This is a genomic window from Halomonas sp. MMSF_3323 (assembly GCF_030733595.1).
Taxonomy (GTDB): domain Bacteria; phylum Pseudomonadota; class Gammaproteobacteria; order Pseudomonadales; family Halomonadaceae; genus Halomonas; species Halomonas litopenaei.
This window is the reverse complement of the sequence record NZ_JASHIT010000013.1, coordinates 1-13,265: the sequence shown is the minus strand read 5'-3', so window position 1 is coordinate 13,265 and position 13,265 is coordinate 1. Positions and strand designations below refer to the sequence as shown.

Genomic DNA, 13,265 nt, shown 5'->3' with positions numbered 1-13,265 from the left:
TCACGCGACTGCTGCATGCAAGGCCCACAGACAACAAGGCCCGCCGATCGCTCGGCGGGCCTTGTTGTTTCAGTCGACAGCGCGGCCAGGTTTCAACGGGACTCGTCGTCCTCGTCGAGTTCCTCGGCGGCGTCCTCGTGGGACAGTCGCATGCCGCCCGGCGGCAGCGGCTGGCCGTCGATGGTCGCGATGTCGCCCTGCAGGCGCAGACGCCCCTCGAGGAACCAGCGTACCGCGATCGGGAAGATCAGGTGCTCACGACTCAGCACTCGCTCCTTGAGGGTCTCTTCGGTGTCATCCTTGTTAACCTTGACCACGGCCTGGATCGCCACCGGCCCGCCATCGAGTTCCTCGGTGACGAAGTGTACGCTGCAGCCGTGCTCGTCGATGCCGTCGGCCAGCGCCCTGGCGTGGGTGTGCAGGCCCTGATAGGCCGGCAACAGCGACGGATGGATGTTGATCATCCGCCCCATGAAGCGCTGGACGAAACGTGGCGTCAGGATACGCATGAAGCCGGCCAGCACCACCAGGTCAGGCTCGTGGCGCTCGATCACCTTGATCAGGGCGCCGTCGAAGGCATCGCGGCTGTCGTACTCGCGGTGGGGCAGGGCCACCGCGTTGATGCCGGCATCACGCGCCCGCTTCAGACCGTAGGCGTCGGCGACATTGGACACCACGGCCACGATCTCGCCACCCAGTTCGTCGTGGCTCTGGGCGTCGATCAGGGCCTGCAGGTTGGTGCCACCCCCCGAGATCAGCACTACCACCCGTGGCTGGGTGGCCTCTTCCGGGGTGAAGCCGTTGAGCTCGCCCTCGTTCACGCCCTCGCTCATGACGCTGGCATCTCCAGTTGCACCTGCTCCTCGTCGCCCTGGCGCGCGGCGATGTGGCCAATGCGATGGACGCCTTCGCCCTGGGCCTGCAGATGAGCGCGGATCTGGTCGGCCTGATCTTCAGGTACCACCAGCACCATGCCGATGCCGCAGTTGAGCACGCGGTGCATCTCATGTTCGTCCACGTTGCCCTGCTGCTTGAGCCAGTCGAACACCACAGGGCGCTGCCACAGGCTGGTATCGACGTGGGCGGTGAGGTCCTCGGGCAGTACCCGGGGCAGGTTCTCGAGCAGGCCACCACCGGTGATGTGGGACAGGGCGTGGACCTGATAGTCGTCGTGGCGCAGCAGTTCCAGCAGCGGCTTGACGTAGATGCGTGTCGGCGCCATCAGGGCGTCACCCAGTGACTGGCCGTCGATGTCGGTGGACAGGTCGGCGTGAGCCACTTCGAGGATCTTGCGGATCAGGGAGTAGCCATTGGAGTGAGGACCGGATGAGCTCAGGCCCAGCAGTACGTCACCGGCGGCGACCTTGGTGCCGTCGAGGATCTCGTCCTTCTCCACCACGCCGACACAGAAGCCGGCCAGATCGTAGTCGCTGCCTTCGTACATGCCGGGCATCTCGGCGGTTTCGCCACCGACCAGAGCACAGCCGGCACGTTCGCAGCCTTCGCCGATGCCGCTGACCACGTCGGCGGCGATATCGACGTCCAGCTTGCCGGTGGCATAGTAGTCGAGGAACAGCAGCGGCTCGGCGCCGGCGACCACCAGGTCGTTGACACACATCGCAACCAGATCGATGCCGATGGTGTCATGGCGGCCCAGGTCCATGGCCAGGCGCAGCTTGGTGCCGACCCCGTCGGTGCCGGAGACCAGCACCGGCTCACGGTAGCCGCTGGGCAGCTGGCACAGCGCGCCGAAGCCTCCCAGCCCGCCCATTACCTCGGGGCGGGTGGTGCGTTTGGCGACGCCCTTGATGCGATCGACCAGGGCGTTGCCGGCGTCGATATCGACACCGGCGTCCTTGTAGCTGAGCGAAGCCCTTTCGGGGGAGGAGGAGGAGTCGGTCATGACAGATCCTGTGGAGTCGGTCGACCCGCGGGCGTGGTGCGCACCAGCGGACGAACGTGAGACAATGGGCACGTTGGGGGCGGAGATTGTAGCACTGTGCTTCGGCCATCGCAGCCATGGCACACTATCGGTCGGGCATCACAGGGAATGGTGGTTTCTTTCGGGGAAAAGCGAATGAGCAAGCAGTGGTGGATCGTCGCCGCGGTGGCGGCTGTTGTGCTGTGGTTCTTCGTCAGCATCGAACCGGTGTTGGCGCCCTTCTTCGTCAGCATGGTGCTGGCGTACCTGGGTGACCCTATCGCCGATCGCCTGGAGGAGCGCGGGCTGTCGCGTCAATGGGCGGTCTGCGTCGTGTTTGTGCTGTTGACGCTGCTGGTAGGGCTGACGCTGCTGCTGCTGGTGCCGCTGCTGGGACAGCAGATCGGGCAGCTGGTGGAAGCGCTGCCGGCAGTACTGAGCTGGATTCAGAGCACGGTGTTGCCGGAGCTGCAGTCGTTGACCGGGCTCGATCTCAGCACCGACTTCGATGCACTGCGCAAGGCAGTACTGGAAAACTGGAAAGAAACCGGTACCGTCGCCGCCAGCGTACTGGCCCAGGTGTCGCGGTCGGGTATGGCGCTGGTCGGCTGGCTGGCCAATCTGGCGTTGATTCCGGTGGTGACCTTCTACCTGCTGCTGGACTGGGACGTGCTGGTGGGCAAGGTCAGGCGTCTGCTGCCGCGTCAGTGGGAGCCGACGGCCGTTCGGCTGGCCAAGGAGTGCGACGAGGTGCTGGCGGCCTTCCTGCGTGGCCAGTTGATTGTGATGCTGTGTCTCGGCGTCATCTATGCCATCGGACTGACGCTGCTGGGAGTTCGCTTTGGCCTGCTGATCGGGCTGCTCTCAGGACTTGCCAGCATCGTGCCCTATCTGGGCGTGATCGTGGGGATCTCGGTGGCCGGTGTGGTGGCCTTCTTCCAGTTCGGCGACTGGCTGGTACTGCTGGGCGTGGGGCTGGTGTTCGGCTTCGGGCAACTGGTGGAAAGCACCCTGCTGCAGCCGAAGCTGCTGGGGGACAAGATTGGCCTGCATCCTGTCGCGGTCATCTTTGCGGTGCTGGCCGGCGGCCAGCTATTCGGTTTCACCGGTGTGCTGCTGGCGCTGCCGGTGGCGGCCATGGTGATGGTCATCTTGCGCTACCTGCATGATACGTATAAGAATTCGTCGCTCTATGACGCGGAGCATGAATCCGACAAGGAGCCCTCCGCCGCCAACGAGGAGTCCTCATGAGTCGAGCCCCCGCGCAGTTGCCTCTGGGCGTCGGACTGCGCGACGACGCGACCTTCGACAACTACCATCCGGGTGCCAACGCCACCCTGGTGGAGTGCCTGAGCCATCAGTTCGATGACAACGGCGAGCCCTTTCTGTACCTGTGGGGGGGCGACGGCGTCGGTCGGAGCCACCTGTTGCAGGCGGCCTGCCACCAGGCCTCCGCGCGGGACCTGCGAACCCTCTATCTGCCACTGGAGGAGCTGGGCCACTTCCCGCCGTTGATGCTCGAGGATGTGGAGCGTCTCGACCTGGTGGCCATCGATGATCTGGATCGAGTGGTGGGGCGCAAGCGCTGGGAGGAGGCGCTGTTCCATGCCTTCAACCGGCTGCGAGACAGCGGCAAGCGATTGTTGATCGCCGCGGATCGCCCGCCCCGGCAGCTCGATATCAAGCTGGCGGACCTGGCGTCACGGCTGACCTGGGGCATGACCTTCCACCTCAGGCAGCTGTCCGACGAGGACCGCATGCAAGCGTTGAAGCTGCGTGCCCACCTGCGTGGCATGGAGTTGCCCGACGAGGTGGCACGCTACATCCTGCATCGTGGTGCACGCGAGCTCAGTGAGCTGTTTCGCTCGCTCGAGGTGCTGGACAACGCCTCGCTGTCGGCACAGCGCAAGTTGACCATCCCCTTCGTCAAGAAGGCACTGGACTGGTAGCGGTCTGGGCATCTCCAGGAAAGCTCTCCAGGAAAGCTCTCCAGGAAAGCAAGACGGCGACCCATTTTGGGTCGCCGTCTTGTTGTCAGGGCCAGGTCGAATCGGTACGCGGTATCAGCGGCTGAGCTGAATCTCGCTGTGGCCACCATTTCTTAGCGTGACTTCCTTGATCACGATCTGGCGGCCGCCACTGGCCGGATCGACCACCGTGCCCGAAACGTAGAAGTCGCCGGGGGGCAGGTCGCGTAGCTGAAAGTAGCCGTTGGTGTCGGTGCGGGTGGTGTGGGTGTATTCGCGGGCCCGTGGGTCGGCGCGTTCCACCGCCCGGCCGGCCAGCGCCTGGGCCGCCGCCTCGGCGGAGTACTTGGTGATCGGTGCGACCGATACCGTCTCGCCACCGCCGATGACCGGGCCTGCGGGGGTGTTCAGGGTGAGTCTGCCGGACAGCACGGCGCTGCCGCTCTTCGGCAGCTGGGCGTAGACGTCCGCGGGGAAGGGGATCTCCCTGGGGACCCTGGCTTGATCGGCGGTGGGCTGGTCGTCTCTCGGGCCCGGCTGTTCGATCGGGGTGTCGGGTTCGCCGATATCGATGACCTCCGGGGCGCGGGACGTGCCGGTGGTGCTGACGCTCTGACAGCCGGTGATCAGCAAGGCGAGGATGGCGATTACCGCCAGGCGGAATCGGCGTGACAACAGCGGGTAGGGTGCCTTCATGGCGCGGTCTCCTTGCAACGAATGTCGTTGGGCCCTGTGTGCTGTCAGCTTATGGAATCGGCGTCGGAATTGCCACGCGTGGCGTGTGCGTGGCCGGACAGGCGTCTGCCCGAGCCAGTCATGATGACTTGGCGTTGGCGCTAGCCTTGGTGGCGGTGTCACAAGGCAGCGCCTTGATTGACGCTGGCTGCAGACGCAAAACGGCCCCCGATTGAAATCGGGGGCCGCTTGGTGAACGACCTGAGTCGTTCAGGCGTCTGCCGTAGCCAGATTACTTGGCGTTGGCGGTAGCCTTGGTGGCGGTGTCGGTGGCCTGCTTGACGTTCTCTTCGGCCAGCTTCTGGCTCTTGGAGACGAAGTCCTGCTGCAGAGCCACGACCTTCTCGGCGTCGCCTTTCAGGCGCTCGGTCAGGTCCTTGGCGACCTTCTGCTGGCCTTCCATGTAGGAGCGCAGACCTTCGACGTCCTTGACGGAAGTGAAGGCGCGAGCCTGGGCCAGACCGGTCTCGGTGTAGGCCTTGGCGGCTTCCAGCTGGGCGCTGGTCAGCTTCTCGGCGAAGTCGACGGTCAGGCTGGCGTAAGCGCGGGCCGGGCCGAAGAACAGGTTTTCGACTTGCTCGTTGTTGAACAGTGCTTTGGTATCGATAGTGCGCATCATGTGAACCTCCTGGGGTTTCGAACTACTTGTCGGCGATGACCGTGGGACCATTCCCAGTGGTCGATGCCGTTGCGTCGTCTGTTGCAGTGCACAATAGCAGAGGGTTTTGTGCATCGCAACATGGATTGGGTCGAGAATCGGGGGAAGAGGGGTTTGGATCCAAAGAATGCTTGAAACAGCGAAAAAACGACGAAAAGTCCGTTATCTAGCCTTCTTCGCCCTTTGATGGGATACCGGCGTGCAAGTTCACCGTGCCCCTGGATCACCTTCAGCCTAGTGTGGAGACATGACAGCGATGTGATCCCTGCAAGCCTTGCAAGCAGGAAGTCTCGCCACCATGGTATTCAAGAGAAAACGAAGGACCGTACCCTTAACCCTTTGCCTTTGACGATCAGGAGTGATCCATGACGCAGACCCGTATCGAACGCGACAGCATGGGGGAGCTCGAGGTTCCCGCCAATGCGCTCTATGGCGCCCAGACGCAGCGTGCGGTCAACAACTTCCCGGTGTCGGGCCAGCCGATGCCGTCAGCCTTTATCCACGCCATTGCTCGCATCAAGCGAGCGGCGGCGGTGGTCAACGGCGACCTGGGATTGCTGGACGACGATCGTCGTCGTGCCATCGTCGAGGCGGCAGACGCGATCATCGCGGGTCAGCACGATGATCAGTTCCCCATCGATGTGTTTCAGACCGGGTCCGGCACCTCGAGTAACATGAACGTCAACGAGGTGATCGCCCACCTGGCGAGCTCCGATGACTTGAGCGTCGGACCCAACGACCACGTCAACATGGGGCAGTCGAGCAACGATGTCATTCCCACCGCCCTGCACCTGTCGGCGGCGCTGGAAGTTACCGGTACGCTACGCCCGGCGCTCGAGCACCTCAGAGGTGTCATCGACGCCAGGGCAGAAGAGCTGGACGAGGTGGTCAAGACCGGACGCACTCACCTGATGGATGCCATGCCACTGCGTCTTGGTCAGGAACTCGGTGGCTGGTCGAGCCAGGTGGGGCAGGCCATCGAGCGTCTCGACAGCGCCATGGTGCGGCTGTGTCGGCTGGCCCAGGGGGGGACTGCGGTCGGCACCGGTATCAATGCCCATCCGGAGTTTGCCGAGCGCATGGCCGCCGAGCTCTCCGCCCGCACCGGGCTCGCTCTGACGCCCAATGACAGCTTCTTTGCCAGCCTTGGCTCCCAGGACGCAGCGGTGGAACTGTCGGGTCAGCTCAAGGGTCTGGCGTGTGTGGTGATGAAGATCGCCAATGATCTGCGCTGGATGAACTCCGGCCCGCTGGCGGGGCTTGGCGAGATCGAGCTTGAAGCCTTGCAGCCGGGCAGTTCGATCATGCCGGGCAAGGTCAATCCTGTGATACCCGAATCCGCCGCCCAGGCCGCCGCTCAGGTGATCGGTCTGGACACCGCCGTGACCGTCGCCGGACAGAGCGGCAACTTCCAGCTCAACGTGATGCTGCCACTGGTGGCAAGCAACCTGCTGACGTCGATCACCCTGATGAGCCAGACATCGCGGCTGCTGGCGGACAAGGCGATCGCCACCTTCAAGGTGCGCGAGGACAACCTGAGTGAGCCACTGGCGCGCAATCCCATCCTGGTGACGGCATTGAACTCGGTGATCGGCTATAACGCCGCGGCGGCCATCGCCAAGAAGGCCTACCAGGCCGGCCGGCCGATCATCGACGTGGCCGAGGAGGAGACCGACCTCGGACGCGATGAGCTCGAACGCCTGCTGGATCCCGCCTCCCTGACTCGTGGCGGTATTCCCGAATAGAGGTGACGAGGGCGCGGCCGACATGGCGCCTCTTGGAATAGCGCCTCTTGGAATAGTGCCCTTGGAATAGCGCCCCTTGAAGAAGAAGAGCCTTGCCACGACGGCAAGGCTCTTCTTTTCTACTGCTACCCGTCTTTTCTATTGCTGCGAGTCCATCGCCACACTTGTTACCACTACATGGACATCGCCTGGAAGGCGGGAACTCAACTCGACTGATCGCGCTCCCTGGCTTCCTCGACGGTTTCACGGGCGTCGTGATGCTCTTCGTTGTCGGCGTCCGGGGTGTCGTGCTCGTCGGCTCTGGAGGGGCGATAACAGACGGTGGCAAGGATCGGGAAATGGTCTGAGCCAAAGGCCCGCAGCCGATCCATCTTGGCAAGGGTGAAGTGCTCGCTGACGAAGACATGGTCCAGCGGCCAGCGCAGGAACGGATAGCCGGCGTGGAAGCTCGAGAACATGCCGCGGCCGCGCCGCAGGTCCAGCATGCCGCTGACGCGGCAGAACAGGCGCGTGCTGCGTGACCAGGCAACGTCGTTGAGGTCGCCGGCGACCAGCGTCGGTACCGGGTTCTGGTGGATCTCTTCGGCGACCAGCGAAAGCTCCGCGTCCCGCCACAGCGATTCCTCGCTCTCGCTCGGTGCCGGTGGCCTGGGGTGAAGGGCGCGAAAGCGGATGTGATCTCCGCTTTCGAGTTCCACCTCACAGTGGATCGAGGGGATGTCATCCTGGATCAGCCACTTGACCTCGGGGTCGATCAGCGGGCGACGGGAATACAGGTGCATGCCGTAGAGGTTGTCCAGCGGGACCCGCACGGCGTAGGGGTAGCCGTCTGCCAGGCCGGCATCGAGCTTGTCGCCCCACCATTGGTCGGATTCCAGGGTCAGCACCATGTCCGGGTCGCGCTCGGCGATGATCTCCAGCAGGTCGTCGCTGCGCCGGTTCGGCGTGAGTACATTGGCGATCAAGAGCGTCAGGCAACGCTCCGGGGCGTCGCCCTTGGCGGCCATGACCTGCACCGGCCACAGCGGTGTCCAGGGCAGTACATAGAAAGCCTGGATGGCGAAGACGACCAGGCCGGCCGTGGCAATCCAGAGTGTCAGGGAGTCGCTCGCCAGCGGGCTTGCCAAAGCACAGAACAACCCGATGAGTCCGATCTGGACACGGGGGAACTCGCAGGCCCTGAGCCACCACCAGTGGGACGGAATCCTGGCGATCAGGGTTGCGCCGGCGACGATGGTCACCACCGCGATCAGAAGGGTATCGATGACAAGTGAGAGCATGCAGGGGTCCCTTTTCGGTCCGGCGCACCGGCTCGGCGCAACAATGATGATGACGAGCCTAACGGTCCTCGGCCTTTAACGATAGAGCCAAGGAGCGCCGTTGAGGACCTCAGGCCCGTTCGCGCGATGTCGGTGTGGCACTCGCGAAGTATTCCTCGAGCCGTTCTTGGGCCTTGTCGCCGAACAGGATTCGGGCGGCCTCATCGAGGCCAGGTGACCCGTGCAGGGTCTGAGTGTCCACCACCAGGGCGATCTTGGAGCGGCGGCGCAGGAAGTCCTCGAGTCGTGTGATCATCTCTCGCCGGGCGGCGTGCTCGAGCTCGCAGCGCAGGTATTCGGTACCCTCGATCAACAGCTCTCCCTGTCGCGGGTCCTGGCGGATCTGCTCCAGCATGTCGAAGGCGTTGAGGCCGTAGCGACGCCACAGGCGCTTGCTCAGAGGTTCGCTGGACGAGGAGGGGGTGCGCTCATCGAGGTCCAGCAGGCTTGCCTGGTGCAGGAATTCTCGCCTGTCCGTGTCCGAAGGTTCGCCGTACCAGCGGGCGCGGGGCTGTGGCAGCTCGAGGCCTAATCGTTGCACCTCTCTGACGATCTCCTCGCCGACGTTGAGGCAGTCGGTGAGCTTGCCACCAAAGATGCTGATATGGCGCTCATTGGCGTTGATGTCGATGGCATGCTTGCGCGACATCTGGAGAAAGTCGCGGCCATTGCCGGCGTTGGCCTTGACCGCCAGCGGGCGCACGCCGCAGCGAGTGGCGATGATGTCCGAACGGTTGAGTGGGCGCTTCAGACTCAGGCGCTTGTTGATGTTGTCCAGCACGAAGTCGATGTCGGCGTCGCTGATCGCGACCTCCGGGCGCTCTTCCTTGGTGTCGGTGGTGCCGATGCAGGTGCGCGGCCCCATGGGAATGGCGAAGAACAGCCGCCCGTCGTCGGCAAAGAAGGCCAGCACCCGCTGGCGCTCCGACAGCCGTGGCACGATCAGGTGGATGCCCTTGGAATAGGCGTGGTGGTGATCGGTGGTCTGTCGGCTCAAGGCGTTATGGTCGTCCACCCAGGGGCCGGTGGCATTGATGATGATTCCGGCGCGAAGGCTGAAGGTCTCGCCGCTCTGGTTGTCCCGGGCGTCAACGACCCAGCCGTTGTCGCTGCGTCGTGCCCCCCGCGACTCGACGTAGTTGGCCGCCGCCGCGCCGTAGTCCAGCGCCGAGCGTACGAAGCTATAGACAAAGCGGGCATCGTTGTCATGCAGGTAGGCGTCGGAGTACTCGAAGCCACCGATCGCCGCACGCGTATCGACCAGTGGCTCGCGTCGGTTGATGCCTTTTGGCGTCAAGTAGCGCGGCAGTCGGGTGAAGGCGTTGCCCATCAGCCAGTACAGCCAGGTGCCCGCCCAGAGCATGCGAGGGTGATAGCGAAAGCCCCTGTCGATGGTGGTCAGAAAGCGAATTTCCTGGACCGTCGACGGAAAGCTCCTGATCAGGTGGTTGCGGCTCTTGCATAGCTTGCGCACCAGCGAAAAGTCATAGCTTTCCATGTACTTGATGCCGCCCCACACCAGATTGGACGAGTGCTGACTGGTCTCGCCGGCGAAGTCGCCACGGTCGATCAAGGCCACCCGGGCGCCCTTGCCGGCCAGCGCGGCGGCGCTGGCGGCGCCGTTGATGCCGGCGCCGATGATCAGTACATCGAAGTGCTCCTCCTTCAGGCGCTGAAGGTTGGCGTCACGTAGTTGCATGCAAGTCCCCCGCGGTTCCTGAAGGAATCGGGACGTAAAGCCCCGGTGTGGTCAGTCTTCGTCGCGCTCCCAGTTCATGGTCCGTCGCACGGCCTTTTTCCAGCCCTTGTAGCGTCGTTCCCGTTCGGCGTCTTCCATGGCGGGCGTAAAGGTGCGTTCGATGTCGCCCCGGGTGGCGAGCTCCGGCAGGTTCCACATGCCCACCGCGATCCCCGCCAGGTAGGCCGCCCCCAGGGCGGTGCTCTCGATGACCCTGGGGCGTTCGACGTCGACCGCCAGCATGTCAGCCTGGAATTGCATCATGATGTTATTGGCGACGGCGCCGCCGTCGACCCGCAGGGCCTTGAGGGTGATCCCCGAGTCCTTCTGCATGGCGTCGATGATGTCTCGCGTCTGGTAGGCCAGGGCGTCCAGGGTGGCGCGGGTGATATGCTCCTTGCCCGAGCCTCGGGTCAGGCCGAAGATCGCTCCACGGGCGTACATGTCCCAGTAAGGAGCGCCGAGGCCGGCGAAGGCGGGGACCACGTAGACACCACCGGCATCCTCGACCTTGCTGGCGTAGTATTCGGAGTCTTCCGCCGAGTCGATCATCTTGAGTTCGTCGCGCAGCCACTGCACCGCCGCGCCGGCGATGAAGATCGATCCTTCCAGCGCATAGGTGACCTTGCCGTCGAGCCCCCAGGCGATGGTGGTCAGCAGGCCCGAGGTCGAAGGCACCGGGGTCTCGCCGGTATTCATCAGCAGAAAACAGCCGGTACCGTAGGTGTTCTTGACCATGCCCTTGTCGAAGCAGGCCTGGCCGAACAGGGCGGCTTGCTGGTCACCGGCGATACCGGCGATGGGGATCTGGGCGCCACCGAACATTTCCTTGGCGGTGGTACCGTAGACCTCGCTGGATGGCCTGACCTCGGGCAGCATCGCCCGGGGAATATCGAGGGCCTCGAGCAGTCGGTCGTCCCAGTCGAGCCGCTTGATGTCGAACAGCATGGTGCGCGAGGCGTTGGAGACATCGGTCAGGTGGCGTTCGCCGCGGGTCAGGTTCCACACCAGCCAGCTGTCCATGGTGCCAAACAGCAGATCGCCAGCCTCGGCGCGCTGCTGGGCACCGTCCACCTGGTCGAGGATCCAGCGAATCTTGGTGGCGGAGAAGTAGGCGTCGACCACCAGGCCGGTGGTGTCGCGGATATGGGCTTCCAGCCCCTGGGCCTTGAGGTCGTCGCATAGCGGTGCGGTGCGTCGATCCTGCCAGACGATGGCGTTGTGGATCGGTTTGCCGGTGTGCCGGTCCCAGATCAGGGTGGTCTCGCGCTGGTTGGTGATGCCGATGGCGGCTACCTGGGACGGCTTGACGCCCTGGGTTTCCAGCACTTCTCGTGCGACTCCCATCTGGCTGCCCCAGATCTCCATGGCATCGTGTTCCACCTGGCCTGGCTTGGGGTAGTGCTGGGTAAATTCCTTCTGCGCGATGCCGACGATGCGGGTGTCCTGGTCGAACAGGATGGCCCGGCAGCTGGTGGTGCCCTGATCAAAGGCGAGAATATAGCGTGTTGGCATGTTCCGGTGTCCTGACGGTTGTTGTGGTCGAGCGATACCTTCACCTTCGGTGAGCAGACGGTTTCCGTCTAGTGCTGCCGGCAGGGACGTGGCCAGATGCAGCGACGTCGGGTGCCCCTATGCAACGTCGCCGCCGCGGGTGATCAATGGTCGTACGAGGCCACAACAAGTTCGTTATCGAAAATAAAGGTAGCGTTGAGGTCGTGAACGAACAACCAGAGCGCGAAAGTTTTCGCTAGCACTTTGGTCGTGGCGTCTGGAGAGCAGGCGCAGAATGTCGCCTCGGCTGGGTTGGTGCGCCAAGGCGTCCACGGGACCGAAGAGGAGTCGGGAGGGCCTGGCGTTTTCGCAAGATGACACAGAGCGGCTGTGGCAGGCCAGGTGCAGGAACAGGCCTGGCGCAGGATCACGCAAGGTGCAGGGCGACCCCGTGGTCCTGCAGTAGCCGTGCGATGGCCTCCGGTGGCTCGCGATCGGTGAACAGGGCGTCGAGTTGGGATACGTTGCCCTGGCGCACCACCGGGTTGCGATGAAACTTGGAGTGATCGGCGACCAGAAACACCTGACGTGAGTTCTCGATAATCGCCTGAGCGACGCGGACTTCCTGATAGTCGAACTCGAGCAGGGAGCCGTCCTGATCGATGCCGCTGATCCCGATCAGCCCAATGTCCACCTTGAACTGATGGATGAAGTCGATGGTCGCCTCGCCGATGATCCCGCCGTCACGGGGTCTGACCTGGCCGCCGGCGACGATCACCTTGAAGTCTTCCTTGTGATGCAGGATGGACGCCACATTGAGGTTGTTGGTGATGATCTCCAGGCCCTGATGCTCAAGCAGTGCCTCGGCCACCAGTTCGTTGCTGGTGCCGATATTGATGAACAGCGAGGCATGGTGCGGCACCTGGCGCGCCACGGCATCGGCGATGCGTCGTTTGGCGTCGAGGTTGAGCGTCTTGCGGGTGGCGTAGGCGGTATTGACGGTGCTCGACTCGAGGCCCGCGCCACCGTGGACTCGGCGCAAGCGGCCTTCGCTTGCCAGTGTGTTGAGGTCGCGGCGGATGGTCTGAGGGGTCACCGCGAAGTGATCGGTCAACTGCTCGATGCTGGCGTATCCCTGGCGACTGACCAGTGCAATGATGGCGTCCTGACGCTGCTGCTGGTTCATCCCGATTGCCCTTGTGCTTGGAAGGCCTTGAAAGATGGAAAGCCCTTGTGCCTGAAAGGACCCTGACAGACGGAAGGCCTCGATAGATGGAAAGCCCTTGTGCATCGATGGCCCTGGAACAGGCAGGCCCTGGTGCATGGAACGTCCTGGTACATTGTCGGCGAGGACGTCGCTTTGGGGACGCCGATGAGGCTGTCGTGGATCTCGCTTCACCAGACGCATTCCCGATGATCGTAAACGAACGCGACCGGATTTGGCGATGGTGGAATCGCGCTGCGGTGAAGGCGTTCGAGACGCCGCACGGGCCCCTCGAAGGAAAAAATCATTCGGTGAACTCAAGGGCTTGCAAAATTCTGCCGAAGGCGTAGAATTCGCATCCGTTGTCAGCAGCGAGGGTGGTGACTCCCTCGTTTCGGCAGCCGTGTAGGACCATAGCTCAGTTGGTTAGAGCGCCACGTTGACATCGTGGAGGTCGGCGGTTCAAATCCGCCTGGTCCTACCA

At 63.6% G+C, this 13,265-nt stretch carries 11 protein-coding genes and 1 tRNA gene; 4 read left to right on the top strand and 8 right to left on the bottom strand.

What is annotated here, in order from left to right; translation table 11 throughout:
- Window positions 1-92 precede the first annotated feature (92 nt).
- Together purN and purM are read right to left on the bottom strand one after the other, a co-directional pair.
- On the bottom strand, window positions 93-833 hold the full coding sequence (purN, locus tag RBB39_RS08475) for a phosphoribosylglycinamide formyltransferase (protein WP_045992485.1): 741 nt from the start codon (window positions 831-833) through the stop codon (window positions 93-95).
- Window positions 830-1,903 carry a phosphoribosylformylglycinamidine cyclo-ligase gene (gene purM / locus RBB39_RS08470; RefSeq protein WP_253028694.1) on the bottom strand — a complete coding sequence of 358 codons (1,074 nt, stop codon included), beginning with the start codon at window positions 1,901-1,903 and terminating at the stop codon, window positions 830-832. The genes purN and purM overlap by 4 nt, the downstream gene beginning before the upstream one ends.
- 174 nt (window positions 1,904-2,077) lie before the next feature.
- Between purM and RBB39_RS08465 the strand changes: the two genes are divergently transcribed.
- Entirely contained in the window at window positions 2,078-3,172 is a 1,095-nt protein-coding gene (locus tag RBB39_RS08465; protein ID WP_045992483.1) for an AI-2E family transporter, read from the top strand.
- Entirely contained in the window at window positions 3,169-3,870 is a 702-nt protein-coding gene (gene hda / locus RBB39_RS08460) for a DnaA regulatory inactivator Hda (RefSeq protein WP_045992482.1), read from the top strand. The genes RBB39_RS08465 and hda overlap by 4 nt, the downstream gene beginning before the upstream one ends.
- Before the next feature lie 114 nt (window positions 3,871-3,984).
- Here the strand turns inward: hda and RBB39_RS08455 are convergent, their stop codons facing one another.
- Complete coding sequence (locus tag RBB39_RS08455; RefSeq protein ID WP_045992481.1) at window positions 3,985-4,584, bottom strand: carboxypeptidase-like regulatory domain-containing protein; 600 nt, start codon at window positions 4,582-4,584, stop codon at window positions 3,985-3,987.
- Between the two features lie 271 nt (window positions 4,585-4,855).
- Complete coding sequence (locus tag RBB39_RS08450; protein ID WP_045992506.1) at window positions 4,856-5,239, bottom strand: phasin family protein; 384 nt, start codon at window positions 5,237-5,239, stop codon at window positions 4,856-4,858.
- A gap of 407 nt (window positions 5,240-5,646) precedes the next feature.
- Between RBB39_RS08450 and RBB39_RS08445 the strand changes: the two genes are divergently transcribed.
- Window positions 5,647-7,026, top strand: a complete 1,380-nt coding sequence (locus RBB39_RS08445; RefSeq protein ID WP_045992480.1) for a lyase family protein — start codon at window positions 5,647-5,649, stop codon at window positions 7,024-7,026.
- Window positions 7,027-7,229: 203 nt separating this feature from the next.
- Here the strand turns inward: RBB39_RS08445 and RBB39_RS08440 are convergent, their stop codons facing one another.
- The 4 genes from RBB39_RS08440 to RBB39_RS08425 form a co-directional block, all read right to left on the bottom strand.
- Complete coding sequence (locus RBB39_RS08440) at window positions 7,230-8,306, bottom strand: endonuclease/exonuclease/phosphatase family protein (RefSeq protein ID WP_045992479.1); 1,077 nt, start codon at window positions 8,304-8,306, stop codon at window positions 7,230-7,232.
- A 109-nt stretch (window positions 8,307-8,415) separates the two neighbouring features.
- Entirely contained in the window at window positions 8,416-10,044 is a 1,629-nt protein-coding gene (locus tag RBB39_RS08435; protein ID WP_045992478.1) for a glycerol-3-phosphate dehydrogenase/oxidase, read from the bottom strand.
- A gap of 51 nt (window positions 10,045-10,095) precedes the next feature.
- Entirely contained in the window at window positions 10,096-11,598 is a 1,503-nt protein-coding gene (gene glpK, locus RBB39_RS08430; protein ID WP_045992477.1) for a glycerol kinase GlpK, read from the bottom strand.
- A gap of 406 nt (window positions 11,599-12,004) precedes the next feature.
- Entirely contained in the window at window positions 12,005-12,763 is a 759-nt protein-coding gene (locus RBB39_RS08425; protein WP_045992476.1) for a DeoR/GlpR family transcriptional regulator, read from the bottom strand.
- A gap of 425 nt (window positions 12,764-13,188) precedes the next feature.
- Here RBB39_RS08425 and RBB39_RS08420 point away from each other — a divergent pair.
- A tRNA-Val gene (locus RBB39_RS08420) sits at window positions 13,189-13,265 on the top strand.

What these genes read in the sequence shown, in the direction of transcription:
- RBB39_RS08465 (WP_045992483.1), top strand. Translation starts at nt 2,078, where the DNA reads ATGAGCAAGCAGTGGTGGATCGTCGCCGCGGTGGCGGCTGTTGTGCTG.
- RBB39_RS08425 (WP_045992476.1), bottom strand. Translation starts at nt 12,763, where the DNA reads ATGAACCAGCAGCAGCGTCAGGACGCCATCATTGCACTGGTCAGTCGC.
- RBB39_RS08450 (WP_045992506.1), bottom strand. Translation starts at nt 5,239, where the DNA reads ATGCGCACTATCGATACCAAAGCACTGTTCAACAACGAGCAAGTCGAA.
- purN (WP_045992485.1), bottom strand. Translation starts at nt 833, where the DNA reads ATGAGCGAGGGCGTGAACGAGGGCGAGCTCAACGGCTTCACCCCGGAA.
- RBB39_RS08435 (WP_045992478.1), bottom strand. Translation starts at nt 10,044, where the DNA reads ATGCAACTACGTGACGCCAACCTTCAGCGCCTGAAGGAGGAGCACTTC.
- RBB39_RS08455 (WP_045992481.1), bottom strand. Translation starts at nt 4,584, where the DNA reads ATGAAGGCACCCTACCCGCTGTTGTCACGCCGATTCCGCCTGGCGGTA.
- glpK (WP_045992477.1), bottom strand. Translation starts at nt 11,598, where the DNA reads ATGCCAACACGCTATATTCTCGCCTTTGATCAGGGCACCACCAGCTGC.
- hda (WP_045992482.1), top strand. Translation starts at nt 3,169, where the DNA reads ATGAGTCGAGCCCCCGCGCAGTTGCCTCTGGGCGTCGGACTGCGCGAC.
- RBB39_RS08440 (WP_045992479.1), bottom strand. Translation starts at nt 8,306, where the DNA reads ATGCTCTCACTTGTCATCGATACCCTTCTGATCGCGGTGGTGACCATC.
- RBB39_RS08445 (WP_045992480.1), top strand. Translation starts at nt 5,647, where the DNA reads ATGACGCAGACCCGTATCGAACGCGACAGCATGGGGGAGCTCGAGGTT.
- purM (WP_253028694.1), bottom strand. Translation starts at nt 1,903, where the DNA reads ATGACCGACTCCTCCTCCTCCCCCGAAAGGGCTTCGCTCAGCTACAAG.